This is a genomic window from Noviluteimonas caseinilytica (assembly GCF_018406605.1).
Classification (GTDB): domain Bacteria; phylum Pseudomonadota; class Gammaproteobacteria; order Xanthomonadales; family Xanthomonadaceae; genus Noviluteimonas; species Noviluteimonas caseinilytica.
Window position 1 is genome coordinate 537,307 of the sequence record NZ_AP024545.1, and the last position, 23,649, is coordinate 560,955.

A 23,649-nucleotide genomic window follows, 5' to 3' on the forward strand; every position below is an offset into this window, starting at 1 on the left:
CACCCATCGTCTATGCTGCGCGCTTGCCGGAGGTCCGCATGCCCGAAGTCCTGGTCCTTTACTACAGCCGTGGTGGTTCGGTGGCGCGACTCGCGCGGCAGGTCGCGCGCGGGATCGAGGAAGTCGACGGCATGACCGCGCGCCTGCGCAGCGTGCCGCCGGTCGCGCCCGTCACCGAAGTCGCGGCGCCGCCGGTGCCCGACGAAGGCGCGCCCTACGTGGACCGCAAGGACCTCGCCGAGTGCGCGGGGCTCATCCTCGGCAGCCCGACGCGCTTCGGGATCATGGCCTCGCCCCTGAAGTACTTCATCGACCAGCTCGGCGCCGAATGGGCCAGCGGCACGCTGGTCGGCAAGCCGGCCGCGGTGTTCACCTCCACGTCCACGCTGCACGGCGGACAGGAAGCCACGCTGCTCTCGATGATGTTGCCGTTGCTGCACCACGGGTGCGTGGTCGCGGGCCTGCCGTACACCGAGCCTGCGCTCAACACCACGCGCACCGGCGGCACGCCGTACGGCGCCAGCCACTACGCCGGGCTGCAGGACGATCCGCGTCCCAGCGACGAAGAAGCCCTCCTCGCGCGCGCGCTCGGCAAGCGCATCGCCCTCCTTGCAGGAAAACTCGCATGAGCCTTTCGACGCGCTTGTTGATCGGTGGCCTGCTCGGGCTCGCCGCGCTGTACGTGTTCTGGTTCTACGTGGAGCCCGTCGCGATGGCGATCTTCGCGGGCCCGGCATTGTTGCTGGCCGCGCTGTGCTGGAACGGCGGCAACCGCCCCGCGTTCTGGGCCGGGCTGCTCGCGCTGGGGTGGTTCTCGCACGGGGTGATGGTGTCGTGGTCGCGGCCGGAGGATCGGCAGCTGGCCAACATCGAGATCCTGTTGTCGCTGGTCGTGGTGCTGGCCGCGAGCCTGCCGGGCCTGCGCGCCCGCTTCTCGAAGCGCTGATCGAAAGCCGGCCGACCGGACCTATAATCCGCGCCCATGGACACGCTCTGCATCGTCACCACCGGCGGCACGATCGACAAGATCTATTTCGACGACAAGTCGGACTACCAGATCGGCGAGCCGCAGATCGGCGGCATCCTGCGCGAGCTCGGCGTCGCGTTCCAGTTCAACGTGATCCCGATCATCCGCAAGGATTCGCTGCACATCACGGCGGAGGATCGCGAACTGATCCGCGCCACCATCGCCGCGCAACCGGCGAAGCACGTGCTGGTCACGCATGGCACCGACACGATGGTGGAGACGGCGCACGTGCTCGCCAGCCTGGCGGATCGCACGATCGTGCTGACCGGCGCGCTGAGCCCCGCGCGCTTCCGCGGATCGGATGCGGAGTTCAACGTCGGCACGGCCGTCGGCGCGGTGCAGAGCCTGCCGCCGGGCGTGTACATCGCGATGAACGGGAAGATCTGGGATCCGGCGCACGTGCGGAAGAACGTGGCGGCGAATCGCTTCGAAGCGACCTGATGCGTGGATGCCCCGCCTGCGCGGGCATGACAGTCAGAGCATCCCGGTCTCGAGGCGCGCGGCCTCGGACATCATCATGCGATTCCACGGCGGGTCGAACACCAGTTCGACGTCGGCTTCCGTCACCGTCGGGATCATCTCGAGCTTGTTGCGCACGTCGTCCACGAGGATGTCGCCCATGCCGCATGCGGGTGCGGTGAGCGTCATCTTGACCTCGACTTCGCGCGTGCCGTCCTCGCGCGCCTTCACCGTGGCCTCGTACACCAGGCCCAGGTCCACGACGTTGATCGGGATCTCCGGGTCGAAGCACGTGCGCAACTGCTTCCACACCAGCTTCTCGACGTCTTCGTCCGACGCGCCGGCCGCGAGCTCCAGCGGCACGGGCGGCTCCTTGCCGATCGCGTCGGCATCCTTGCCCGCCACGCGGAAAAGATTTCCTTCGACGAACACGGTGTAGCTGCCGCCGAGCGCCTGGGTGATGTAGCCGATGCTGCCCGCGGGCAACGTGACTTCCTCGCCCTGTGGCACGAGGACCACGGCGCAATCGCGTTCGAAACGGACAGGTTCGCTGCTGCGGGAATACATGCCGGACACGTGGGGGTGCGCGGCGTTGCGCGCAAGGCCGTGCATTCTAGTGGCTGTCCGGCCGGTATGCTGTGCGCCCCGCTGAACCCGCCTGCCCCGGAGCCGGTCTGCATGTCGCAGGCGCAACACCCCGATCCCCGTCCGCTTCCCTGGTCCGCCCTCGCCCTCCTTGCCCTCGGCTGCAGCGGCCTCGCCGCGGCCTGGATCGTGGCGGCGCTGCTCACGGGTTCGCAATGCGCGTGGATGGCGCTGCTCGCGGCGCTCGATGCGGCGTGGCTGCTGCGCCTGGGCGGCGCGAGGCCGGGCGTGCCGCGCATGCTGGCCGGGGTCGTCGCGACGCTCCTGACCATCCTCCTCGCGCACTGGGGCATCGTCTCGGCGCACCTGGCCGGGATGCTGGGCATGGGCTTCATCGATACGGCGACGCGCCTCGGGCCTTCGCTGGCCTGGACCCTGACGATGCTCGCCAACCACACCGCCGACCTCGCCTTCCTCGCCGCAGGCGTGGTGCTTGCGGCGATCGCCTCGCGCTGATGCGTCAGCGATAGGCCTGGTCCAGCACGCGCGCGAACAACGGCAGCGCTTCGTTGATCTCGCTCACCGACAAGCCGCAGTAACCCATCAGCAGGCCCGCGCGATCCGGCGGCTGCAGGTAGTGCGGGCGGATCGAATACAACCCCAGGCCCAACTGGTGCGCATGCGCGAGCAGGCTGTCGAGGTCGGCGTGCGTCTTGTCGCGCAGCCACACCACCAGGTGCATGCCTGCGTGCGAATCGGCGATGTCGATGCGGCCCGCGCCGATTTCGCGCAGTCCATCCAGCAATGCCGCGCGCCGTTCCTGCAAGGTGCGCGTGCTGCGACGCAGGTGGCGTTCGAAGCCACCCTCGGTCATGAAGTGCGCGAGCGCCGCCTGCTCGATCGCCGAACTGCCGAAGTCCTGCGCCCATTTCGCAGTGACCAGATCCTGTTGCAGCGTCGCGGGCATCACGATGTAACCGAGGCGCAGCGACGGGAACAACGTTTTCGAGAACGTGCCGACGTACAGCACGCGCCCGTCGCGATCGAGGGAACGCAGCGCCGCGAGCGGCTTGCTGTCGTAGCGGAACTCGCCGTCGTAGTCGTCCTCGAGGATCCAGCTGTGGTGCTGGCGCGCGTACTGCAGCAGCTCGAGGCGCCGCGGCAGCGACATCACCGCGCCGCTCGGGAACTGGTGCGACGGGGTCACGCAGATCAATCGCGGTGACGCCGAGGGCAACTGGTCGACGCACAACCCATCCGTATCCACGCCCGTGCCCTGCACGCGCGCGCCGTGCATCTGCAGGATCTGGCGCAGCGCGAAGTACTGCGGTTCCTCGACCACCGCGAGTTCGCCTTCCTCCAGCAACACGCGCGCCGACAACGACACGGCCTGCTGCGTCCCGCTCACGATCAGCACGTCGTCGGGCGTGGCCTGCACGCCGCGGCGGCGCGCGAGGTAATCGCAGATCGCTTCGCGCAACGCGGGCAGGCCTTGCGGGTCGGGATAGTTGGGCGTGGTGTAGGCGGCGGCGCGGGCGAGTTCGCGCGCCCAGGCGGTGGTGAGCGCGGGATTGACCAGCGGTAGTCCGTACTGGAATGACCAGCGGATGCCCTGCACTTTCCGGCGCGTGCCGAGCGTGGCGAGGCTGTGGATTTCGCGCGAGCGGCGCGCGTACGCGGTCTGCGGTTCGGCGACCCGCGGCGGCGGATCGTTGGCGGCTTCGGCCAGCAGCGGCGCGGAGACATAACTGCCGGAGCCCACGCGCGCATCCATGAAGCCTTCGGCGCGCAATTGTTCGTACGCGGTCAGCACGGTGTTGCGCGACAGGCCGAGGTCGCGGGCCAGCGCGCGCGTCGGCGGCAAGCGGCTGCCTTCGCCCACGCGGCCGTTGGCCAGCGCGGACTTGAGCGCCCGGGTGAGCTGGGCATGGAGCGGACCGCGACCATCCAGTTGCAGGTGCATGGGCGACCTCCGACGGAATGGCACCATTCGGCCGTGCCAGTTTGGCCCTTGCCAGTGCCAATCTTCAGGGGCCAGATGAGGCCAATTCCGCGAGGAGCCCGGCCATGCACGCATTCACTGCCCTGGATTCGCCCCGTTCCGGCCTCCGCGCGCTGCCCCGGCTGGGATGGATCGCGCTCGGCGGCGTGGTGTTCGCGGCGGCGGACCTGGCGGTGGCGGCGCTGTTCTGGGGACTGCGCAACGGCATCCCCGCCATCCGCATTCCGCAGGCGATCGCGTCCTGGGTGCTCGGCAGCAACGCGGCGCACGCCGGCGGCATGGCGACGGCGATCGCGGGCTTTGCGTTGTATTGCGCGGTGATGGGCGTGATCGTCGACGGGTTCGTGCGCTTGCATGCGCGCAGTGCGCGCGTGCGCGCGTCGGGCTTCATCGGCGGTGCGCTGTATGGCATGGCCGCGTACGTGCTGCTGTTCCATGTGTGCGTGCCGCTGTTCACCGCGGTGCGCGAGACCGGTGCGACGCCGCTGTCGTGGTTGCTCGCTTGCGCGGCGACGTTCGCGGGCATCGGCATCGGCTGCGTCGGCATCGCGCGCGTGACCGCGTCGCGCTGATTGGTTCCGGGCGATTGCGTGCAGGTGGTGCTCGCGATGCGCGGCCGCCGGCAAGAGCATCCCGTCCACGCCGGCGATCCCACCGCCGGTTCCGGGAGTCCACCATGTCGCACGCTGCGTCGTTCCGCTCGCGCCTTGCCTGTGCATTCGCCGTATCCCTCCTCGCCAACGGCGCCGCGCACGCGGGCCAGTGCAAGGCCATCCATGCCGACCTCCTCGAGATGCGCGTGACCGAAGGCTGCAATGCCGGCGAGCCGTCGTGCTTCCTCGGCGTCGTCGACGGCAACCACGGCTTGCGCGGCACCACGCATTTCCGATCGGACAGTTTCCTCGGCTCGATCCCGACGTCGCCGGGTTCGACGCCCTACAGCGGCCCGTTCGAATACCGCCTCGGCACCGGCACGCTGCTGATGCGCGAGACGGGCGTGACCGTGCCGGGCGTGGTGGTCGCGCACCATCGCATCGTCGAAGGCACCGGCGAGTTCGCGGGCGCCACCGGCGACTTCTTCGTCAGCGGTACGCGCGAAGGCACCGTCATCACCACGAACATCACCGGGACGCTGTGCCTGCCATGAGCAAGCGCGGACCGGGGACGTTCGAACACCTCCCCAACGGGCGCACGTTCCCGGTCCGCCACCCACTTTCGACGAGGCTCCCATGACGACCCATGCTGCGACGTTCCGCGCTCCCCGCCTGCATTTCGGTCCCGTGCTGCTCGGCGGATTGCTCGTCGGCACGTTCGACCTGGTGTTCGCCTCCACGTGGTGGAAGATCGCGCACGACGTGCCGCCGATCCGCATCCTGCAATCGATCGGCTCGGGCCTGCTGGGGGAAGCGAGTTTCGAAGGCGGCGTGCGCAGCGCAACGATCGGCGGCGTGGCGCATTACTTCATCGCCACGTGCATGGTGCTGGCGTTCGCACTGGTGGCCACGCGCGTGCCCGCGCTGCTGCGCCGACCGATCGCGTGGGGCGTGCCCTACGGGTTGTTCCTGTACGGGCTGATGACCTACGTGGTCGTGCCGCTGTCGGCTGCGGCGCCGTCGAAGTCGGTGAACGTGCCGTGGGTGACGGCGAGCATCGTGGTGCACGTGCTCATCGGCGTGGCCTGCGCATTCATTGCGCGACGCGCGGTGCGCTAGCGGCCGTTAGTGGCCGCCACCGTCGAGTGCCTTCAGTTCGCTGACGAGCGCACTCGCCATCTCCGCACCGTCGCCGTACAACATGCGCGTGTTGTCGGCGTAGAACAGCGCATTCTCGATGCCAGCGAAACCCGTGCCCTTGCCGCGCTTGATCACGATGGTGTGCCTGGACTGGTCGACGTCCAGGATCGGCATGCCGTAGATCGGCGAGGCCGGGTCGGTCTTCGCGACCGGGTTGACCACGTCGTTCGCGCCGATCACCAATGACACGTCGGTGTTCGGGAATTCGGGGTTGATGTCGTCCATGTCCGCGATCAGGTCGTACGGCACGCCGGCTTCGGCAAGCAGCACGTTCATGTGGCCGGGCATGCGGCCCGCGACGGGATGGATCGCGAACTTCACCTTGACCCCGCGGGCGATCAGGCGCTGCGCGAGCTCCCAGATCTTGTGCTGCGCCTGCGCCACGGCCATGCCGTAGCCGGGCACGATCACCACGCGTTCGGCGTAGGCCATCATCGCGGCGACGTCGCCGGCTTCGATCGGCTTCTGCGCGCCGCTGATTTCCTGCGCGGTGCCGCCGCCACCGAAGTTGGAGAACAGCACGCCGGAAATCGGCCGGTTCATCGCCTTCGCCATCAGGCGCGTGAGCAGCATGCCCGCCGCGCCCACCATCGTGCCGGCCACGATCAGCGCGTTGTTGCCGAGCACGTAGCCCTCGAACGCCACCGCCATGCCGGTGAACGCGTTGTACAGCGAGATCACCACCGGCATGTCCGCGCCGCCGATGGGCAGCGTCATCAGCACGCCGAGCGCGAGCGCCACGACGAAGAACGCGACGATGATCGTCGTGTCGAGCGTGTACACCGCATACGCACCCAGCACCACCGCCGCCACCGCGACGAGCGCGTTGAAGACCTGCTGCGCGGGGAAGGTGTAGCGCTTGTCCATGCGCCCGTCGAGCTTGGCCCACGCGATGATCGAACCGGTGAGCGACACGGCGCCGATCAGCGCGCCGACGATCGCGAGCACCAGGTGCAGCATCGACGGCGGCTCGCCGCGATGCGCGCTGACGCGCAGCAATTCCACCGCGCCGATCGCCGCCGCCGACCCACCGCCCATGCCGTTGAACAGCGCGACCATCTGCGGCATGTCGGTGATCGCCACGCGCTTGCCCCACACCCACGCGCCCGCGGTGCCGATGACGAGCGCCACGATGATCAGGACGAAGTTGTGCAGGCCCGGCAGCAGGAACGTGGCCACGGTGGCGAGCACCATGCCGATGCCCGCCCACTGGATGCCGCTGCGCGCGGTGACCGGCGAGGCCATGCGTTGCAGGCCCAGCAGGAACAGCGCGGCGGCGACGAGATAGCTGAGCCCGGCGAGGGTCGTCGCGACGACGGGGCTCACTTGTTCGCCTCCGGCTTCCGGCTGGACTTGAACATGTCGAGCATGCGTTCGGTCACCACGTAGCCGCCGGCGGCATTGCCCGCCCCCAGCAATACCGCCAGGAAGCCGATGACCTTCTCCAGCGGGGTCTCCGCGGCGCCCAGCACCACGATCGCGCCGATCAGCACGATCCCGTGGATGAAGTTGGAGCCCGACATCAGCGGCGTGTGCAGGATCACCGGCACGCGGGAAATGATCACGTGCCCGGCGATCGCCGCGAGCACGAAGATGAAGGCAACCGCGAATCCGTCCGCCATGCGCCGTGCCCCTGTCCGAGTCGCGGCCATCATAACGATTGGTGAATCCGGCGCGCGCCCGGTCAACCATCGCGGCCGGGCCGCGTTCCCCTTCCCCGCAGGCGCCGTGCCTGCCCAACGGAGGGTCGTGATGAAACACCGGACCGCGCTTTCCTCGCTTGCCCTGTTGCTCCTCGGCCTCGCCCTGGCCGGTACCGCGGCCGCCGCCGACCGCGGCGATCGCGTCGAACACCGCATGGATCGCCGCGGCGACCGCATCGACCACCGCCTGGACCGCCGCGGCGCCCGCATCGAGCAGCGCTACGACCAGCGCGCCCGCTGGGCCGACGCGCATGGCCACGAACGCATGGCCGATCGCCTGGAGCACCGCGGCAATCGCATCGAACAGCGCCTGGACCGTCGCGGCGACCTCGCCGACGCCCGCTGGGACCGTCGCGGTGAACGCTTCGACCGGCGCTGGGATCGCCACCACTGACCGGCGGCTATGCTCCAGCGCGTGACCGACGATATCGACGAGCAAGCGGCCGCCCAGGCGGTCGCCAGCCTCCTGGCCCCGGAGACGGTGGACGGGCCGCGCACGCTCGATGCCTTCCTCGATGGCATCTCCGCGCGCGCGTTCCGCTTCGCCGAACTGGGCCTGCGGCATCGTGAAGACGCGCTCGACGCGGTGCAGGACGCGATGGTGAAGATGCTCGGCTACCGCGAGCGGCCCGCGTCGGAATGGACGCCGTTGTTCTGGAGCATCCTGCGCAGCCGCATCATCGATGCGCAGCGGCGGCGCACGTTCCGCCTGCGCTGGCTGCTCCCGCAGCCGGCGCGGGAAGACGCCGGGTTCGATTGGCTGGACGCCGCTGCGTCGGCGGATCCGGACACCGACCCGGCACGCAAGCACGAAAGCCGCGAGGCCTACACGCAGATCGCGGGTGCCTTGGCGGCCTTGCCCGCACGCCAGCGCGAAGCCTTCACGCTGCGGGTGCTCGAACAGCTCGACGTCGCGACGACCGCGCGCGTGATGGGCTGCAGCGAAGGATCGGTCAAGACACATTTGTTCCGCGCCCGCGAAGCGTTGCAGGCGCAACTGGAGGAATTCCGATGAGCACGCACGAAAACGAAAACGCCCGCGACGCCGCCTTCGATGCGGCGATGCGCGAAGCGCATGTCGCGTCGCTCGATCACCTGTCGCCGCGGGTGCGCGCACAACTGGTGCAGCGCCGCCGCACCGCGCTGGCCGGCAATGCGCGCAAGACGGCGCATCCGCTCCGCGCTGCCTGGCCCCTCGCCGCGGCCTTCGCGATCGGCGCGCTCGCGATCGGGCTGTCGGTCCGCACGCCGACACCCGCGCCCGCCACGGTCGCCGCCACGGCGCCGACGGATGCCGCCACCACGTACGACACCCTCGACGAAAACCCCGACCTCTACGTGTGGCTGGCGTCCGACGACGCCGCCTCGCTGGCCATGGAGTGATGACGATGCGCCACGCCCGATTCCTTTCGATGCATGCGCTGGCGATCGCGCTGTTCGTGTGCTGCGCGTCCGCGTTCGCGCAGGACAAGCCTGCGAAACCGGTGCCGACCGGACCCACGCCGCCTGCGTGGGAACAACTCAGCGCCGCCGAACGCGAGTTGCTGATCGCCCCGATCCGCGAACGCTGGAACGCCGAACCCGCCGCGCGCACGCGCATGCTCGAACACGCGAAGCGCTGGCAGACGATGACGCCGGAACAACGCAAGGCCGCGCACGACGGCATGCGCCGCTGGTCGCACCTCAATCCCGAACAGCGCGAACACGCGCGCGCCTTGTACGAGCGCATGCGCGAGATGGATCCCGACGCCCGCCGCGCCCTGCGCGAGCAATGGCGCACGATGACGCCCGAGCAGCGCGACGCCTGGCTGGAACAGCACCCGCCCGCGAATCCCGCCCCGCAACGCCCGCGCTGACGCTCAGGCCGGCGCGCGCTCCGGCCACACCGAGCGCGCCAGCAGCTCGTCGTTCCAGTCGAACGCGAGCGCGCCGTCCTTCAACAGCAACGACGCGAAGTTGTAGACGTTGCGCGCGTACATCTCGCTCGCGTGCAACGCACCCATGCTGGCGAGGTTCAAGGGGCCGGCAACAATGACGCCGCCGGCTTCGATCGTTTCGCCCGGTTGCGTGCGTTCGCAGTTGCCGCCGGTTTCCGCGGCCAGGTCCACGATCACGCTGCCCGGCTTCATGCCGTCCACCATCGCCGCGGTGACGATCTTCGGCGCGGGACGGCCCGGCACCGCAGCCGTGCACACCACGACATCGACGAGCTTGAGGTGTTCGGCGAGGCGGCGCTGTTGTTCCGCGCGTTCCTCGTCGGTGAGCTGGCGCGCGTAACCGCCCTCGCCCGCCGCGCTGACACCGAGGTCGAGGAACTTGCCGCCGAGCGATTCGATCTGTTCGCGCGTTTCGGGGCGGACGTCGAAGCCCTCGACCTGCGCGCCCAGGCGCTTGGCGGTCGCGATGGCTTGCAGGCCCGCGACGCCCGCACCGACGATCAACACGCGCGACGGGCGGATCGTGCCCGCGGCGGTGGTGAGCATCGGGAAGAACCGCGGCGCGAGTTGCGCGGCGATCAGCACGGCCTTGTAACCCGCCATGCCGGCCTGCGAACTCAACACGTCCATCGCCTGCGCGCGCGTGGTGCGCGGCAAACGTTCGAGCGGGAAGGCAACGAGTTGTCGCGCAACGATCGCGTCGCCACGCGCCGCATCGGCCTGCGGTTGCAGGATGCCGATGAGCACGCCGCCGGATTTGAGCCGCGCGATGCGTTCGGGCGACGGGGGTTGCACGCACAAGGCGATGTCGGCGTCGCCGACGGCCGCGTCCGCATCGTCGACGATGCGCGCGCCGGCATCGGCATAGGCGGAATCCGGGAAGCCGGCCCGCATGCCGGCATCGCGCTCGATGCGCACGTCGGCGCCGGCGGCGATGAATTTCTTGCAGGTTTCGGGCGTAAGCGCGACGCGCCGCTCGCCTGGTGCGGTTTCCCGCGCGATGCCGATCGCAACCGCCATGCCTTGCTCCTTGCCAGGGGGAATCGCGCCAGGGCCCGCGGGCCCGTGGCGCATCCTAGCGCGGCGCGGCGCCGGCCCGGGCGATCAGGCGCCGACGGCGCGACCCAGGCGCAGGCGCATCTGACGCATGGCTTCGTCGAACGGCGCCTGTTCGGTGCCGGCAACGAGGCGGCCTTCGGCGACCAGCGCGGCCAGTTGCTCGGCCGATGCGACCAGCACGCGCACGCCGCGGCGATTCACCAGCAGGAAGCGACCGCTGAGCGGGCTGATCCACGCGACCTTGGCGGCGACGTGTTCGCCCTGCGCATCCAGCAGGCGCAGCCATTCGCCGGGGGAGAGGTGCTTCATGCGATCGGCGATGGCCGGGTCGAAGTCGAGGCCGGCGTGGCCGCCGACGACGCGCAGCGGACCCTGGTCTTCTTCGTCCGCCACGACCTGCGGCGGGAGCTTGCGCAAGCCGCGGGGGAGGTCGGGCTGCGCGAGTGCGCGCACCAGGCCGGCGAGCCAGTCGTGCGCGCTGTTTTCGTCCAGGCCGCAGGCGACCAGGCATTCGGTGATCGCAGGCTGCAGCGCGATCAGGCGATCGGCCACCACCGCACCGCGCCCCTGCGCGGCCATGCCGTCGACGAGGATCAAGGCATCGGCGAGCGCGAGCACGTCGGCGTGCTTCGGCGATTCGCGCCCGTCGCGCAGCAACGTCTGCAGCAGGTGGTGCTGCCAGTGCTCGACGAGGAAATCGGCGACGGCCTGCGTGAGCGGCGTCTTCGACAGGCGCTGGTTGAGCGCGGCGCCGGCCTGCAGGCGCGCCTGCAGCAGGCGTTCCTTGCCGTGCACGGCTTCGGCGGCGCGCTTTTCCAGCACGTCGACGCGCTTGCGCTGTTGTTCGAGCAACGCTTCGAGTTCGTCGCTGGCCAGCGCGAAGATCTCGAGGTCTTCGTTGTAGTCGGCCACGATGCGCTGCGCGATGCCGGCGGCGCGTTCGAGCAGTTCGCGATCCTGCGGCGTGGAACCGTCGTTGCCTTCGCACGCTTCGGTGATGACGTCGAACAGGCGGCGCGCGGGATGGTCGCGGCGCAGGAACATGCCTTCGTCGGTCAGCGCGACCTTGACGTACGGCAACACCAGGCGCGCATACACGCGGCGTGCGCGATCGAGCATGGCGTGCGTCTGGAACAGCGATTCGAACAGCAGGCCGACGAGGTCGATCGCATCGTTCTCGGGGCCGGCGAGCTGCGTCTGGTCCGGATCAAGGCCCAGGCGGCGCGCGCCTTCGGTCAGTTGTTCGCGGATGGCGTCGGCCAGGCTGCCGGCGCCGGCCAGCGCGCGGGCATAGGGTTCCGGGCCATCGCGCTGCAGGAGCGAGGTGACGCTGATGACTTCCGCGGCGCGCAGGTCGCGGCGCGGCGCGGTCTGCGGACCGGGCGCGCGGCCTGCCGGCACGGGACGGGCGGGAATGGTGCCTTCTCTCCATGAATGCAACATCGTGCGCAACTCTCCGAAACGTTCCATCGCATCGATATCCGCCGCGATCTCGTCCGGCGGCGGCGGCGGCCGGGTGGAGTCGTCGGCGACCGCCTTCGCGGCCATGCCCGGGCCGGCCTTGAGGCCGTAACCGGCCGCGGCGAGCAGGGTGTTGATCCGGCCGTACAGATCGGCCAGCACGCGCGAGAGTTCGAGTTCGTACTGGCGGAACAGCAGCGGACGCAGGGTCTCGGGGAGTTCCGCGTCGTGGAAGGTGGCCAGGAACGCACCGGCCAGGCGCGTGGCGCTGATCGGGTTGGAACCGGCGCCCGTGCCGAGTTCCGCGGACAGGGCTTCCAGGCGGCCGTCGAGCATTTCGATCTGGCGCGCGTAGCGCTGGCCGATCGATTCGGCGAGCTTCTGGCCCGCGTAGTGGTAATCAAGCTGGCCTTCTTCCACCAGGCCCAGCGGCAGGTGGTTGGTGCCGCGGCTGCGCAGGTTACCGGGCAGCGCGCGGAAGTCGTCGAACCCCTGCGCGATCTGCTGCCGGTAGCGCATGACGAAGGCCGCGTTGCGCTGGCGCAGGTTGAGCAGCGCGATCTGGTCGCCCCGTCGCAGCTGCACCATCCCGGAGCGGCGCGCGGAGTCTTCGAGGGCGTCGGCGACGGGTGCGTACAATGCCCCGGGCACGCCGCCGAGCTGCTCGACGGACAGGCGCTTCATTTCTTCGAGCACGCCCGCGGGATTCGCGCGATCAGCGTGGCCCAGACCCACCGGATGTCCTGACATGTGTGACTCCCCGCGACGCCATGTGACCAAATACGACACTGAACGGCAGCATAGTGCCGCTGTATGTCAGTCAATCTTCCAAACTTCCGATCTGTGAACCATGTCCCGCTCTGACCCCACCCCGTCCGACGAACTGCATTTCTTGAACGCGCGACGGTCGGTGCCGGCCAAGCAATTGGGCGAACCTGCGCCGGACGAGGCCACGCAACTGCGCCTGCTGGCGGCCGCCGTGCGGGTGCCCGACCACGGCAAGCGGGTGCCCTTCCGCTTCATCCGCCTCCAGGGCGACGCCCGCCACGCGCTCGGCGAACGGCTGGTCGCACGCACCCAGGTGCGCGACCCCGAGGCCGGCGAAAGCGCGATCGAAAAGGACCGCAAGCGCTTCTCCCACGCGCCGCTGGTGTTCGTGGTCGTGGCGAAGCTGGGGCCCGACGAGAAGATCCCGGAAAGCGAACGCGCCAGTTGCGCCGCATGCGTGTGTTTCGCCTTGCTGCAGGCCGCGCAGGCGCTGGGGTTCGGCGCGCAGTGGCTGACGGGCTGGCCGGCCTACGATCCGGAGATCACCGCCCTGCTTGGCCTGGGCGAACACGAACACGTCGCCGGCTTCCTGCACGTGGGCACGCCGAAACTCGACGCACCGGAACGCGATCGCCCCGATCCGCGCGAATTGCTCACCGACTGGACCCCCGCATGAACGCACCGCTGCCCGTCGCCGCCCCGCTCTACCTGGTCGACGCCAGCCTGTACGTCTTCCGCGCGTGGCATTCGATGCCGAATGAATTCCACGACGGCGAAGGCTGGCCGACCAACGCCGTGCACGGCTTCGCGCGCTTCCTGCTCGAACTGCTCGAACGCGAACGCCCCAGGCACATCGCCATCGCCTTCGACGAAGCGCTCGACTCGTGCTTCCGCAACACGCTGTATCCGGCGTACAAGGCCAACCGCGACGCCGCGCCGGAAGAACTCCGCCGCCAGTTCGCGCACTGCAAGGCCTTGTGCAGCGCGCTGGGCCTGGCCGTGCTCGCGCACCAGGACTACGAAGCGGACGACCTGATCGGCACCGCGCTGCACCACGCGCGCGCCGCCGGCCATCGCGGCGTGATCGTGTCCGCCGACAAGGACCTGTCGCAGCTGCTCGCGGGCCTGGACGAACAATGGGACTACGCGCGCGGCCAGCGCTGGACCATGGGCGGCGTGAAAGCGCGCCACGGCGTCGAAGCGCACCAGATCGCCGATTACCTCGCGCTCACCGGCGATGCGGTCGACAACATCCCGGGCGTGCCCGGCGTCGGCAGCAAGACCGCCGCGATCCTGCTCGCGCATTTCGGTTCGCTCGATGCGTTGCTCGCGCGCGTGGACGAAGTGCAGTTCCTGCGCTTCCGCGGCGCCGCCACGGTGGCCACGAAATTGCGCGCCAACAAGGACCAGGCGCTGCTGTGGCGCCAGCTCACGACGATCGCCCTCGATGCGCCGATGGACCAGCGCGATTTCACGCGCGGTGCCGCCGACGCGACGGCGCTGGTGTCGCTGTGCGACAACCTGCGCTTCGGTCCGCTGACGCGCCGCCGGCTGCAGGAGGCCAGCGGCGTGCAGACGACGGCCACGGTCGCGGGCTAGCATCGGCGCATGAGCAAACCCCACGCGCACGACGATCACGAAGTCCTCTTCGAAGGCGACTGGCTCCGCCTGGTCCGCCGCGGCCATTGGGAATCGTGCGAACGCACGCACGGCAAGGGCATGGCGGTGATCATCGTCGCGTGCACGCCGGACGACGATGTGCTGTTCGTCGAGCAATACCGCGTGCCGCTCGGCTCGAAGACGATCGAGATGCCCGCGGGCCTCGTCGGCGACCAGTCGGAAGACGACACGCTCGAAGCCGCGGCCACGCGCGAACTGGAAGAAGAAACCGGCTGGCGTCCCGATCGCGTGCACGTGCTGATGACGGGCCCGACGTCGGCGGGCATGAGCAACGAGCGCATCGCGTTCGTGCGCGCCGAAGGCCTGGTGCGCACCGGCCCGGGCGGCGGCGTGGAAGGCGAAGACATCACGGTGCACGCGGTGCCGCGCAAGGACGCCCCGGCGTGGCTGGTGCAGAAGCAGCGCGAAGGCTACGAGCTCGACCTCAAGCTGTGGGCCGGCTTGTGGATGCTCGAACGCAACCCCGACGGCACGTCGCTTTAAGCGAACGAATCCGTCGCGCGCACCAGCGCGTCCACGTTCTCCGGCTCGAACGCCGAATGTCCCGACGTGGGCGTGATCACCAGCTCGCCCTTCGGCCACGCGCGCTTGAGGTCCCACGCATTGCGCATCGGGCACACCACGTCGTAGCGCCCGTGCACGATCACGCCCGGGATGTCGCCGATGCGATGCGCGTCGCGCAGCAACTGGTCTTCCACTTCGAAGAACCCGCCGTTGACGAAGTAGTGGTTCTCGATGCGCGCGAATGCCAGCGCGAACGCGGCATCCTCGTGCCCGCTGATGAAGTCCGGGTCCATGCGCAGGAAACTCGTCGCGCCTTCCCACACGCTCCACGCGCGCGCCGCGGCCAGGCGCACGGCTTCGTCGTCGCTCGTCAATCGGCGGTGGTATGCACTGATCAGGTCGTGGCGTTCCACCGGCGGGATCGCCTCGAGGTAGTGCTCCCACACGTCGGGGAACAGGCGCGAGGCGCCTTCCTGGTAGAACCATTCCAGTTCCCAGCGCCGCAGCATGAAGATGCCGCGCAGCACGAGTTCCGTCACGCGTTCGGGATGCTTCTGCGCGTACGCCAACGCGAGCGTCGAACCCCACGATCCGCCGAACACCTGCCAGCGATCGATGGACAATTTCGTGCGCAGTGCTTCGATGTCGGACACCAGGTGCCACGTGGTGTTGTCCACCAGGTCCGCGTGCGGCGTCGAACGGCCCGCGCCGCGCTGGTCGAACAGCACGATCCGGTACTTCGCCGGATCGTGGAAGCGCCGCATCTTGTCGCTGCACCCGCCGCCCGGCCCGCCGTGCAACATCACCACCGGCTTGCCCTGCGGGTTGCCGCACTGTTCGTAGTACAGGGTGTGGCGGCCATCGACCTTCAGCATGCCGGTGTCGTAGGCCGGCAGCTCCGGGTAGAGCGTGCGGAGGACAGGATCGCGGGGGGATTCGCGCATGGCCGTCGCCTGCGTCGGGGGGACGCGCAGTCTAGCCCAGCGCCGCGTCGTCGCCGGGCAGGCGGCCCGAGGTGACGCGGTCGCGCTGCTCGATGTCCTGCGAGGTTTCGACCCCGTGGAATCCGGCCGTGGCGAACAACGCACGCACCGCGCCGCCCTGGTCCTGGCCGTGTTCGAGCAACAGGATCCCGCCCGGCCGCAGGCAGGCGCGCGCACCGGCGAGGATGGCGCGGATCGCATCCAGGCCGTCGCGGCCGGAGGCGAGCGCGGATTCGGGTTCGTAACGCAGGGCTTCCAGGTGCAGGTCGCCCAGCGCGATGTAGGGCGGGTTGCTGGCGATCAGGTCGAACTGTTCGCCGCCCAGCGCCTCGCACCAGTCGCCGACGCGGAATTCCACCTGCGGCAGGCGCAGTTCGCGTGCGTTGGCGCGGGCGACATCGAGTGCGGCGACGCTCGCGTCCACGGCGACGATGTGCGCACGCGGGCGTTCGTACGCGAGGGCCAGCGCGATCGCACCGCTGCCCGTGCCGAGGTCGGCGATCGCGACATCGCGATCGCGCGGCAAGTGCGCGAGCGCGAGTTCGACGAGGAGTTCGGTTTCCGGCCGCGGCACCAGCGTGTCGGGCGTGACGTGCAATTCGAACCGCCAGAATCCCTTGCGGCCCGTGATGTACGCGAGCGGTTCGCCCGCGATGCGCCGCGCGAGCGCGGCTTCGAAACGTGCGGCGACGTCGGCGTCGAGCACGTCGTCCATGTGCGCGTAGAGGTAACTGCGCGACTTGCCCAGCACGTGCGCGAGCAACCACTCCGCATCCGCCGGTTGCTCGTGGGCGCGCTCCACCCGAGCGCGCGCATCGCGAAGGACTGCTTCGATGCGCGCGTCGGGGGGAGGCGTCATGCCGTCATCCTACGCCCATTCACTTCTTCGCAAACAGCGCCATGCCGGTGCGGGCCTGCTTCTGCGCCGCGCACAGGCGGACGGCTTCGGCGGTCTGCTTCAGTTCCAGCGGGCCGCCTTCGATCGTCTTCATGCGCGCGCCGAAACGCTGCTCCAGGTCGGCCGCGTCCTGGTCGCTGCACATCCCGGCCGAGTACAGGTTGACCAGCGCCGCGCCCGCCGGCGCCAGGCGCGCCTCGAGCTCGGTGAAGTGCGTGTCCACCCACTGGCGCAGGGCAGGACGCGTGGCGGGGTGTTCGGTCTGGCCGCCGACCACCGGGAAGATCTCGTTGCGGCGCAGGAGGCCTTGCTCGAACACCATCGCGCGCGCCTTCTCCACCAGCTTCGGGTCCTGCGCGCTGCCCATCGCACCGAGCAGCTGGGCGCGGATCACCGCATCCTGGCTGGCACGGAAGTGCTTGTCGGCGGCGTTGAAGGCATCCGCGCCGCCGTCTTCGACGGCCACGGCCAGCGCCACGCCGCGCAGGTCGCGCGACACGGCATCGGCGTGCAGCGCACCGTCGCCGCCCAGGCCCAGGACCATGCGGCCCTGCTTGGCGAGTTCGGCGCGGACCGCGGTGTCGTGCAGCGTGCCGGCGAAGAAGTTCACCAGCGTGGTGCGCAGCAGGCGATCGTCGTCGGCTTCGCCCTGCTTCGGCGTGAGCCCGAGCTGTTCCAGGCGCGGACGGTAGATCGACGCGACCTGCTTGCGGAACGCGGCGCGCTCGGCGTCGTTCTTCAGCAGGAATTCGTCCATCCAGCCGACCTGGCCCAGGCCCGCGGTGACGGTCTGGCGCACCGGCGCGTTGGCGAACTGCGGCAGCGTGGCCAGCAATTCGGACGGCTTGAGCTTGCCCGCGCCGTACGCGGACGTGACCGAATCGGCGTACACGCGCTGCTCGCGATCATCCAACTGCGCGAACGCCCCCGACAGCGACTGCTGGAACTTCGGCGCCAGCGCGAAGCGGTAGTAGCCCGCACCGTGCGCGTTCGGCATCACCCACGCCGGGCACGATTGCGCCTGCGTGAGTTCGAAGCGCGACGACGCGCCGGTGACGATGCCCTTCTGCTCGCGGATCGTGCCGTTGTCGGAATAGCGCACGCTCAGCGGGATGCCCCACGTCTGCGACGCATTCGCGGTGGAACCCAGCGGCAGGTAACGCTGCTGGTTGACCACCAGCGTCGGCTTGCCCGCGCCGCATTCGACGTCGATCGTCACGAACGGCACGCCCGGCTGGTCGATGAAGCTCTTGAACGCCGCGTCGACGGCGGCGGCATCGTTGCTCTGCGCCGCGACCGAGGCGATCAGGTCCGAACTCGTCGCGTTGCCGCGCGCGTGCGCCTTGATGTAGTTGCGGATGCCGGTGCGGAACTGGTCTTCGCCGACATAGCGCTCGAACATGCCGAGCACCGCGCCGCCCTTCTGGTAGGTGATGCCGTCGAACGCCGACTGGATGTCGGTGAAGTCCTTGATCGGCTCGTGCACGCGACGCGTGCTGGCCAGGCTGTCGGCGCCCATCGCGCCGATCGCGCCTTCCAGCAGGCCGCGGTCGGTGTGCGCTTCCGGACGCAGCTGGCCGTGGATCTTGTTGCCCATCCACGTGGCGAACGCTTCGTTCAACCACAGGTCGTCCCACCAGCGCATCGTGACCAGGTCGCCGAACCACTGGTGCGCCAGCTCGTGCGAGCTCGTGCCCCAGAAGCCCTGGCGCTCGCCCACCGACGAATTCTCATCGGGGAACATCAGGCGATCGCGGTACACGATGAGGCCCGCGTTCTCCATCGCGCCGGCCCAGAAGTCGGGCGCGGCGACGTTGTCGAGCTTGTCGAACGGATACGGCGTGGCGAAATAATCCTCCAGCGCCTTGACGATCACCGGGGTGTTTTCCAGCGAGTACTTCATGCGCGGGCCCTGCCCCTGCGCCGCGACGCCGCGCAGCTTGATGGGCGTGGTGCGCGCGCCGTTCGGGCCGATGTCCGGGCCCTGCTGCAGGTCCCACGGACCCACGGCGAAGGCGACGAGGTAGCTCGGCAACGCCTCGGTGCGGTTGAAGGTGACCTTCTTCCAGCCGCCCGGGAGCTTTTCGGTTTTTGCTTCGGCGGTGTTGGCGACCGCGGTTTCGCCTTCGGGAACGATCAGCGTGATGTCCCAGGGCTGCTTGAAGCTGGGTTCGTCGAACGACGGGAACGTGTGGCGCGCGCCCAGCGGTTCCATCTGCGTGATGACGTAGTCCTTGCCATCGGGCTTCACGCGGTACGCGCCCTGCAGTTCGCCGAACGGCGCTTCGTACGCGATCTCGAGCGTGACATCGCCCGCGGGGATCTTCGAGGCGGCGGCCAGCTTCAGCACGCCCGACACATCGGCTTCGCTCGGCGTCAGCGCGATGCGCTTGCCGCCCTTCAGCACGGCCTCGGCCTTCGCGATCTTCAGGCCCTGCCCGTGCATCCAGATCGTGTCGGTGGCTTCGGACACCTTCGCCTGGATCCGGGTGGTGCCGGTGAAGTTGGCCTGCTTCGGATCGAGCTTGAGTTCCAGCTGCACCAGCGACGGGACGACGGTGCGCGGCAGCGGACCCTTCGGGACATCGGTGTTGTCGGCGGCGTGGGCCAGACCGATGGCGGCCACCAGGGCCGTGGCGAGGAGACTGCGGCGCAGCAAGGTCATCGGGGAAGCTCCGTGGGCGAAACGGCCGAGCTTACGGGGGGCTTGCCCGAAGGACGCATGACGAAAGTCCTAGTTGCTGCGCGCCGTCGCCGATTTCCGCTAGGGGTCCTCCGCCCCCAGCGGCAGGTAAAGCGTCGATGCCGCCGCGCTCGTCCGACGGAACCCGTAGGCCAGATAGAAATCGACGGCCGGTTCCAGCGCATCCACGAGCATCACGCGCACGCCCAGGGTCGTTCGCATCTCCAGGCTACGGTGCACCGCGAAACCGAGGAGCAGTTCGCCCAGGCCTTTGCGCTGGTGTTCGCGTGCGATCGCCAGGCGACCCATGCGGACGGCTGGCACGGGATAGCGGGGCAACAGTGCGCGATCCGCGGGTTGGAGGTCGGCCAACTGGAGATGCGCGGCCGACAGCGAAAAATACCCAAGCACCGCTCGACGCTGCGCCAACACGTGCGTGGTGGCGATGCCGTTGCAGTGGTTCGTCCAGGCGTAGTGCTGCAGGTAACGATCGAGCGATGGTTCGCCGCTCGCAAAGGCGGCGAGGTCGTGACGCTCCGGATCAAGCAGACCGAGCGTCGGCACGCCTCATCGCCCCGTGCGCGCCAGTGCGCGCGCGAGCTTTTCGTTCGGCGCGAAGGGCGCATCCAGCGCGGCCATGAACCGCCTGGTCTGTTCGGCATCGAGTTGCGACGCGGCGTGCGCGGCGAGGATGGCGTCCGCCTCGCGAAGCATGATTTCCCGGATGAACACGGAAACCTGCTGTCCCTTGAGCGCTGCGGCGGACTGGATTCTTTGCTTTTCCATGGGATTGAGCCGCAGGTCGAATCGACCTGCCTTGGCGTCGTTGGGGGTCGGCTTCATGGGATGTCTCCTGTACGGCGATCTTCCGTACGGAGCGCATTTTGCTGACCTGGCGGGTGGGGTGTCAAACGTAAACACCGAGGGCGCCCGCGACTGGGGCGCCCTCGGCGAAACCACGCACGTCGGATCAGAACTTCTGCTGGTACTGCACGTAGACGAAGCGGCCGATGTCGAAGCCGCCGTAATACGGGAAGCTGCTGTTCGGCTTGGAGTACAGCATCGGGCCGACCTTCTCGAAGACGTTGTTCACGCCCAGCGAGACGGTGGACGACCACGGGGTGGCGTAACGGAACTGCACGTCATTGAAGGTGTTGGAGCCGACTTTGTTGCGCGGGGTGACCTTGCCGTTGGTGTACGGGGCCTGGAACAGTGGATCGCTGCACTCGGCCGTGTAGGTGCACGCTTCGGTGATCGACGAGTAGTGGCGCAGGCCCCAGCGCACGCCGTAGTTGCCCATGCTCCAGTCCGCCGAGAGGTTGGAACGCATGCGGAACGTGCCCGCCGTGCCCGCGTACTGCACCGGCACGGATGCGCTGTTCGTGGACTTCTGCTCGTAGTAGTCGACGTACGTCGTATCCCAGGTGAAACCCAGACGGCCCCAGCGCTGCTCCGGCAGGTGATACGTGGCCAGCAGGTCGTAGCCGGCGGTTTCCACGTAGCCCAGGTTGACGAGCGCGAAGTCGAGCGTGGATATCGCACCGGTCGTCGGATTGCGCGTGAACTTGCTGCAGCGCTCTGCGATCCCACGCACGTAGCAATCGTCGAGGATTTCGTTCGGCGCGTCGGTGACAATCGCGTCATCCACGCGCACCTTCCACCAATCCAGGCCGATGCTCAGGCCATCGACCTGCTGGGGGCTGTAGACGAAGCCCACGGTCATGTTGCGCGACAGTTCCGGCTGAAGGTTCGGGTTGGAGCCGGAAAGGAACGGCACGTTGGACTGCGAGTTCGGACCGTCCGCTGGAACGCCACCGGACATTTCCTGACGGAATCCCGGCGGGACGACGGCCGTGCAGGCAGGCGAGGTACTTGCGGGACCGAACGACGTGTCGCAAGGATCGGTGTAGTCCTCGAACGATTGATTCTGCGGCCCGTAGAGGTCATCGATCGTTGGCGCGCGAAAGCCTTGGCCCCAAGTACCGCGCACCAGCAGGTCCGCGATCGGGCGCCACTCAACGCTCGCCTTACTTCGCGTGGTCGAGCCAAAGGTGCTGTAGTTCGAATAGCGCGACGCAAGATTCAACGCGAGCGCATTGGCGAACGGCTTGTCGCGGAGCAACGGGATGTTCACTTCGGCGTAGAGCTCGTCGAGATGATACTGACCGCCGCTGTTGCCCGAACCCAGGTCCGTCGACAAACGCGACTGGCGCAGCGCATCGGGCGAGAAGAAGCCCTTCTCCTGGCGATGCTCGTAGCCAGCCGCGAAACCAAGTTCACCCGCATCAAGTTCAGCGAGTACGCCGGAAACGTTCGCGAAAATCGAATTCGTTTCGGTCTCGCCAACGTCGTGACCGATGGGAAACAAGAACTTCTGCAGTTCAGGATCAGACAGCGATCCGGCGGCATCGCTGCCGTACGGCGCGAGCGGATTCCATGGAATGCACTGACCGTTGCCGAAGTCGGAACCATAGGCGATCGGCTTGGCCGCGGAACCGCACTCGTAACGGTTGGTAGCTACGTTGAACCACGACGCTCCCGCGGCCTTCTGCGCGGCCGGCAAGAACAGGTTGCCCGTCCCGTCCTTCACCGTTCGGAACTGGCTCTGGAAGGCACCGGCCTCCCAGTCCCACGGCAGACCGCCGAGATCGAACGGTTGCGAAAGTTTCGCACCGATGCGATAGGTGGTTGCCTTGTTCATCGTCACGCGCGGCACTTCCCACGTACGGCGGAAGTACTCGGTCTTCTGGCCGGGCAAGGGATTGAACGCGCTGTCTGGGGCAAGGCGCGGATCCCAGTCGCGCCACAGGGGATCGTTCGGGGACGGGTCTGCGACTGGGCCTCCGGAACGGAACGGATAGCCTGCGATCTGCTGCATCGTGTCACGCTGGTTGTACAGCGCATCAACGTGGAGCGTGAGGGAATCGGTCAACTTACGTCCTGCATCCAGGTACAGCGCACGACGTTCCTGACCTGTTTGCAGTGTCATCTGCGCATTGGGATTGGAACTATCGGTCGCGCCGACGTACGGCCTGAAATCCGCGAAGTCCGCAGGATTGCCGCCATCCTTCAACGTGTAGCGGTCATAGACGACCTTGCCGTCTGTGGTGGTTCGCGGAACGAACAGCACGCCCTTCTCCGTGATCGAGCTGCGCCCATCCAACGGATGCAACGGCCCGTTGCCGCTGGCGCTGTACTCCCGGTCCTTCGCCCACACCGGATCTTCCTTCGCGTACTGCATCGACGCCGTCAGCCACCCGAGGTCGCTCGTGAGGCCGAACGTTGCGTCGTACGTCTGTTTCTTGCCATCGCCTTCGTCGAACTGGCCGAAGTACACGTTGGCTTCCGCGCCCTCGACGTTGCGGCGCGTGATGATGTTGACGACGCCGGCGATCGCATCGGAGCCGTAGTTCGCCGAACCGCCATCCTTCAGCACCTCGATCCGCTCCACCGCCGACGTCGGGATCTGGCTCACGTCCGCGAGGCCGCCGGTGGTCACGCCCAGGCGCTGCCCGTTGACCAGGACCAGCGTGCGCGCGGCGCCGAGGTTGCGGATGTCGACGTACGAGCCGCCGACCGCTTCGCCCGACGACAACGCATCCGCGCGGCTGATCGCCGGCGAACCCATCACCACGAGGTTCTGCAGCACGTCGGCGACGGACTGCACGCCGCTGCGTTCCATGTCCTGGCGCGTCAGCACGGTCACGGGCTGCACGGTTTCCACGTCCACCGCGCGCGAAATGCGCGAGCCGGTCACGGTGATGCGATCAAGGGTGGTGGGCGCTGGCGCCGCGCCTGCATCGCCGGCCGCATCGGCGACGTCCTGGGCCTGCAACGGCAACGCCACCGCCGCGATGGCGCCCGCAAACAACGCGCGACGAATCGCGTCGCGCAACAAGGTCCTGCTCATTCGTGCTGACTCCGGTCTGGGAAATGAAATCCGCGTGCTTAAAAAAGCGTTAGCGGTGACCGGGGACGTTAACGACGCGCCTCACGTGCAAATAGCTGCGAATTGCGCACATTTGCGCCGAGCATTCGCAGGGTGGAAAGGAAACCTCCGATATAAAAAACCCGCCGCGTCCGAAAGACGGCGGCGGGCTTTCATCA

Annotated in this window: 26 protein-coding genes; 14 read left to right on the forward strand and 12 right to left on the reverse strand. The window is 68.5% G+C overall.

Annotated elements, in window-relative coordinates; all coding sequences use genetic code 11:
- Nucleotides 1-38: 38 nt before the first annotated feature.
- From wrbA to LYSCAS_RS02760, 3 genes are read left to right on the forward strand one after another with little or no spacing between them, the layout of a single operon-like run.
- Complete coding sequence (wrbA, locus tag LYSCAS_RS02750; RefSeq protein WP_213435500.1) at nucleotides 39-629, forward strand: NAD(P)H:quinone oxidoreductase; 591 nt, start codon at nucleotides 39-41, stop codon at nucleotides 627-629.
- Nucleotides 626-946 (forward strand): DUF2069 domain-containing protein, encoded by a 321-nt coding sequence (locus tag LYSCAS_RS02755; protein WP_213435501.1) that lies wholly within the window; start codon nucleotides 626-628, stop codon nucleotides 944-946. The genes wrbA and LYSCAS_RS02755 overlap by 4 nt, the downstream gene beginning before the upstream one ends.
- Nucleotides 947-982: 36 nt before the next feature.
- On the forward strand, nucleotides 983-1,468 hold the full coding sequence (locus tag LYSCAS_RS02760) for an asparaginase domain-containing protein (protein ID WP_213435502.1): 486 nt from the start codon (nucleotides 983-985) through the stop codon (nucleotides 1,466-1,468).
- A 33-nt stretch (nucleotides 1,469-1,501) separates the two neighbouring features.
- Here LYSCAS_RS02760 and sufT read toward each other — a convergent pair whose 3' ends face one another.
- Nucleotides 1,502-2,053, reverse strand: coding sequence for a putative Fe-S cluster assembly protein SufT (sufT, locus tag LYSCAS_RS02765; protein ID WP_213435503.1), 552 nt, complete (start codon nucleotides 2,051-2,053; stop codon nucleotides 1,502-1,504).
- Between the two features lie 111 nt (nucleotides 2,054-2,164).
- Between sufT and LYSCAS_RS02770 the strand changes: the two genes are divergently transcribed.
- Entirely contained in the window at nucleotides 2,165-2,587 is a 423-nt protein-coding gene (locus LYSCAS_RS02770; protein WP_213435504.1) for a hypothetical protein, read from the forward strand.
- 4 nt (nucleotides 2,588-2,591) lie between these two features.
- On the opposite strand, the gene pdxR is transcribed toward LYSCAS_RS02770, so the two are convergent.
- Nucleotides 2,592-4,034 carry a MocR-like pyridoxine biosynthesis transcription factor PdxR gene (gene pdxR, locus LYSCAS_RS02775; RefSeq protein WP_213435505.1) on the reverse strand — a complete coding sequence of 481 codons (1,443 nt, stop codon included), beginning with the start codon at nucleotides 4,032-4,034 and terminating at the stop codon, nucleotides 2,592-2,594.
- 104 nt (nucleotides 4,035-4,138) lie between these two features.
- Here pdxR and LYSCAS_RS02780 point away from each other — a divergent pair, with 104 nt between their 5' ends.
- The 3 genes from LYSCAS_RS02780 (at nucleotide 4,139) to LYSCAS_RS02790 (ending at nucleotide 5,785) form a co-directional block, all read left to right on the forward strand.
- Nucleotides 4,139-4,645, forward strand: coding sequence for a hypothetical protein (locus tag LYSCAS_RS02780; protein ID WP_213435506.1), 507 nt, complete (start codon nucleotides 4,139-4,141; stop codon nucleotides 4,643-4,645).
- Between the two features lie 104 nt (nucleotides 4,646-4,749).
- Nucleotides 4,750-5,220 (forward strand): hypothetical protein, encoded by a 471-nt coding sequence (locus LYSCAS_RS02785; RefSeq protein ID WP_213435507.1) that lies wholly within the window; start codon nucleotides 4,750-4,752, stop codon nucleotides 5,218-5,220.
- An 82-nt stretch (nucleotides 5,221-5,302) separates the two neighbouring features.
- Entirely contained in the window at nucleotides 5,303-5,785 is a 483-nt protein-coding gene (locus LYSCAS_RS02790) for a hypothetical protein (RefSeq protein ID WP_213435508.1), read from the forward strand.
- 6 nt (nucleotides 5,786-5,791) lie between these two features.
- On the opposite strand, the gene LYSCAS_RS02795 is transcribed toward LYSCAS_RS02790, so the two are convergent.
- Together LYSCAS_RS02795 and LYSCAS_RS02800 are read right to left on the reverse strand one after the other, a co-directional pair.
- The gene (locus LYSCAS_RS02795; RefSeq protein WP_213435509.1) at nucleotides 5,792-7,192 is read right to left on the reverse strand and encodes an NAD(P)(+) transhydrogenase (Re/Si-specific) subunit beta; all 1,401 of its coding nucleotides are present in this window, start codon (nucleotides 7,190-7,192) and stop codon (nucleotides 5,792-5,794) included.
- A complete protein-coding gene (locus LYSCAS_RS02800; protein WP_213435510.1) occupies nucleotides 7,189-7,488 on the reverse strand; it encodes an NAD(P) transhydrogenase subunit alpha in 300 nt (99 codons plus the stop codon). Before LYSCAS_RS02800 ends, LYSCAS_RS02795 begins: the two co-directional genes overlap by 4 nt.
- Nucleotides 7,489-7,618: 130 nt before the next feature.
- Here LYSCAS_RS02800 and LYSCAS_RS02805 point away from each other — a divergent pair, with 130 nt between their 5' ends.
- The 4 genes from LYSCAS_RS02805 (at nucleotide 7,619) to LYSCAS_RS02820 (ending at nucleotide 9,425) form a co-directional block, all read left to right on the forward strand.
- Nucleotides 7,619-7,963 (forward strand): hypothetical protein, encoded by a 345-nt coding sequence (locus LYSCAS_RS02805; protein WP_213435511.1) that lies wholly within the window; start codon nucleotides 7,619-7,621, stop codon nucleotides 7,961-7,963.
- 72 nt (nucleotides 7,964-8,035) lie between these two features.
- A complete protein-coding gene (locus LYSCAS_RS02810; protein WP_244858714.1) occupies nucleotides 8,036-8,584 on the forward strand; it encodes an RNA polymerase sigma factor in 549 nt (182 codons plus the stop codon).
- On the forward strand, nucleotides 8,581-8,952 hold the full coding sequence (locus tag LYSCAS_RS02815; RefSeq protein WP_244858640.1) for a hypothetical protein: 372 nt from the start codon (nucleotides 8,581-8,583) through the stop codon (nucleotides 8,950-8,952). Before LYSCAS_RS02810 ends, LYSCAS_RS02815 begins: the two co-directional genes overlap by 4 nt.
- Nucleotides 8,952-9,425 (forward strand): DUF3106 domain-containing protein, encoded by a 474-nt coding sequence (locus LYSCAS_RS02820; protein WP_407075153.1) that lies wholly within the window; start codon nucleotides 8,952-8,954, stop codon nucleotides 9,423-9,425. The genes LYSCAS_RS02815 and LYSCAS_RS02820 overlap by 1 nt, the downstream gene beginning before the upstream one ends.
- Before the next feature lie 3 nt (nucleotides 9,426-9,428).
- On the opposite strand, the gene LYSCAS_RS02825 is transcribed toward LYSCAS_RS02820, so the two are convergent.
- Nucleotides 9,429-10,526, reverse strand: coding sequence for an NAD(P) transhydrogenase subunit alpha (locus LYSCAS_RS02825; RefSeq protein WP_213435513.1), 1,098 nt, complete (start codon nucleotides 10,524-10,526; stop codon nucleotides 9,429-9,431).
- 84 nt (nucleotides 10,527-10,610) lie between these two features.
- Nucleotides 10,611-12,776, reverse strand: a complete 2,166-nt coding sequence (locus tag LYSCAS_RS02830; RefSeq protein WP_213435514.1) for a DUF1631 family protein — start codon at nucleotides 12,774-12,776, stop codon at nucleotides 10,611-10,613.
- Nucleotides 12,777-12,876: 100 nt separating this feature from the next.
- Here LYSCAS_RS02830 and LYSCAS_RS02835 point away from each other — a divergent pair, with 100 nt between their 5' ends.
- From LYSCAS_RS02835 to LYSCAS_RS02845, 3 genes are read left to right on the forward strand one after another with little or no spacing between them, the layout of a single operon-like run.
- Nucleotides 12,877-13,470, forward strand: coding sequence for a nitroreductase family protein (locus tag LYSCAS_RS02835; protein WP_213435515.1), 594 nt, complete (start codon nucleotides 12,877-12,879; stop codon nucleotides 13,468-13,470).
- Nucleotides 13,467-14,393, forward strand: a complete 927-nt coding sequence (locus LYSCAS_RS02840; protein WP_213435516.1) for a 5'-3' exonuclease — start codon at nucleotides 13,467-13,469, stop codon at nucleotides 14,391-14,393. The genes LYSCAS_RS02835 and LYSCAS_RS02840 overlap by 4 nt, the downstream gene beginning before the upstream one ends.
- Before the next feature lie 9 nt (nucleotides 14,394-14,402).
- The gene (locus LYSCAS_RS02845; protein WP_213435517.1) at nucleotides 14,403-14,957 is read left to right on the forward strand and encodes an NUDIX hydrolase; all 555 of its coding nucleotides are present in this window, start codon (nucleotides 14,403-14,405) and stop codon (nucleotides 14,955-14,957) included.
- On the opposite strand, the gene pip is transcribed toward LYSCAS_RS02845, so the two are convergent.
- The 6 genes from pip to LYSCAS_RS02875 form a co-directional block, all read right to left on the reverse strand.
- Nucleotides 14,954-15,922 (reverse strand): prolyl aminopeptidase, encoded by a 969-nt coding sequence (gene pip / locus LYSCAS_RS02850; protein ID WP_213435518.1) that lies wholly within the window; start codon nucleotides 15,920-15,922, stop codon nucleotides 14,954-14,956. The genes LYSCAS_RS02845 and pip overlap by 4 nt on opposite strands.
- Nucleotides 15,923-15,953: 31 nt before the next feature.
- Nucleotides 15,954-16,820 (reverse strand): peptide chain release factor N(5)-glutamine methyltransferase, encoded by an 867-nt coding sequence (gene prmC / locus LYSCAS_RS02855; RefSeq protein ID WP_213435519.1) that lies wholly within the window; start codon nucleotides 16,818-16,820, stop codon nucleotides 15,954-15,956.
- Between the two features lie 19 nt (nucleotides 16,821-16,839).
- Nucleotides 16,840-19,524, reverse strand: a complete 2,685-nt coding sequence (locus LYSCAS_RS02860; RefSeq protein WP_213435520.1) for a M1 family metallopeptidase — start codon at nucleotides 19,522-19,524, stop codon at nucleotides 16,840-16,842.
- 99 nt (nucleotides 19,525-19,623) lie between these two features.
- The gene (locus tag LYSCAS_RS02865; RefSeq protein ID WP_213435521.1) at nucleotides 19,624-20,106 is read right to left on the reverse strand and encodes a GNAT family N-acetyltransferase; all 483 of its coding nucleotides are present in this window, start codon (nucleotides 20,104-20,106) and stop codon (nucleotides 19,624-19,626) included.
- Between the two features lie 3 nt (nucleotides 20,107-20,109).
- Nucleotides 20,110-20,385 carry a type II toxin-antitoxin system TacA family antitoxin gene (locus LYSCAS_RS02870; RefSeq protein WP_213435522.1) on the reverse strand — a complete coding sequence of 92 codons (276 nt, stop codon included), beginning with the start codon at nucleotides 20,383-20,385 and terminating at the stop codon, nucleotides 20,110-20,112.
- Nucleotides 20,386-20,512: 127 nt separating this feature from the next.
- On the reverse strand, nucleotides 20,513-23,452 hold the full coding sequence (locus LYSCAS_RS02875; RefSeq protein WP_213435523.1) for a TonB-dependent receptor plug domain-containing protein: 2,940 nt from the start codon (nucleotides 23,450-23,452) through the stop codon (nucleotides 20,513-20,515).
- Between the last annotated feature and the right edge of the window lie 197 nt (nucleotides 23,453-23,649).

Coding starts and splice junctions, on each gene's coding strand:
- wrbA (WP_213435500.1), top strand. CDS start 39: ATGCCCGAAGTCCTGGTCCTTTACTACAGCCGTGGTGGTTCGGTGGCG.
- LYSCAS_RS02755 (WP_213435501.1), top strand. CDS start 626: ATGAGCCTTTCGACGCGCTTGTTGATCGGTGGCCTGCTCGGGCTCGCC.
- LYSCAS_RS02760 (WP_213435502.1), top strand. CDS start 983: ATGGACACGCTCTGCATCGTCACCACCGGCGGCACGATCGACAAGATC.
- sufT (WP_213435503.1), bottom strand. CDS start 2,053: ATGTATTCCCGCAGCAGCGAACCTGTCCGTTTCGAACGCGATTGCGCC.
- LYSCAS_RS02770 (WP_213435504.1), top strand. CDS start 2,165: ATGTCGCAGGCGCAACACCCCGATCCCCGTCCGCTTCCCTGGTCCGCC.
- pdxR (WP_213435505.1), bottom strand. CDS start 4,034: ATGCACCTGCAACTGGATGGTCGCGGTCCGCTCCATGCCCAGCTCACC.
- LYSCAS_RS02780 (WP_213435506.1), top strand. CDS start 4,139: ATGCACGCATTCACTGCCCTGGATTCGCCCCGTTCCGGCCTCCGCGCG.
- LYSCAS_RS02785 (WP_213435507.1), top strand. CDS start 4,750: ATGTCGCACGCTGCGTCGTTCCGCTCGCGCCTTGCCTGTGCATTCGCC.
- LYSCAS_RS02790 (WP_213435508.1), top strand. CDS start 5,303: ATGACGACCCATGCTGCGACGTTCCGCGCTCCCCGCCTGCATTTCGGT.
- LYSCAS_RS02800 (WP_213435510.1), bottom strand. CDS start 7,488: ATGGCGGACGGATTCGCGGTTGCCTTCATCTTCGTGCTCGCGGCGATC.
- LYSCAS_RS02805 (WP_213435511.1), top strand. CDS start 7,619: ATGAAACACCGGACCGCGCTTTCCTCGCTTGCCCTGTTGCTCCTCGGC.
- LYSCAS_RS02815 (WP_244858640.1), top strand. CDS start 8,581: ATGAGCACGCACGAAAACGAAAACGCCCGCGACGCCGCCTTCGATGCG.
- LYSCAS_RS02820 (WP_407075153.1), top strand. CDS start 8,952: ATGACGATGCGCCACGCCCGATTCCTTTCGATGCATGCGCTGGCGATC.
- LYSCAS_RS02825 (WP_213435513.1), bottom strand. CDS start 10,526: ATGGCGGTTGCGATCGGCATCGCGCGGGAAACCGCACCAGGCGAGCGG.
- LYSCAS_RS02830 (WP_213435514.1), bottom strand. CDS start 12,776: ATGTCAGGACATCCGGTGGGTCTGGGCCACGCTGATCGCGCGAATCCC.
- LYSCAS_RS02835 (WP_213435515.1), top strand. CDS start 12,877: ATGTCCCGCTCTGACCCCACCCCGTCCGACGAACTGCATTTCTTGAAC.
- LYSCAS_RS02840 (WP_213435516.1), top strand. CDS start 13,467: ATGAACGCACCGCTGCCCGTCGCCGCCCCGCTCTACCTGGTCGACGCC.
- LYSCAS_RS02845 (WP_213435517.1), top strand. CDS start 14,403: ATGAGCAAACCCCACGCGCACGACGATCACGAAGTCCTCTTCGAAGGC.
- pip (WP_213435518.1), bottom strand. CDS start 15,922: ATGCGCGAATCCCCCCGCGATCCTGTCCTCCGCACGCTCTACCCGGAG.
- prmC (WP_213435519.1), bottom strand. CDS start 16,820: ATGACGCCTCCCCCCGACGCGCGCATCGAAGCAGTCCTTCGCGATGCG.
- LYSCAS_RS02860 (WP_213435520.1), bottom strand. CDS start 19,524: ATGACCTTGCTGCGCCGCAGTCTCCTCGCCACGGCCCTGGTGGCCGCC.
- LYSCAS_RS02870 (WP_213435522.1), bottom strand. CDS start 20,385: ATGAAGCCGACCCCCAACGACGCCAAGGCAGGTCGATTCGACCTGCGG.
- LYSCAS_RS02875 (WP_213435523.1), bottom strand. CDS start 23,452: ATGAGCAGGACCTTGTTGCGCGACGCGATTCGTCGCGCGTTGTTTGCG.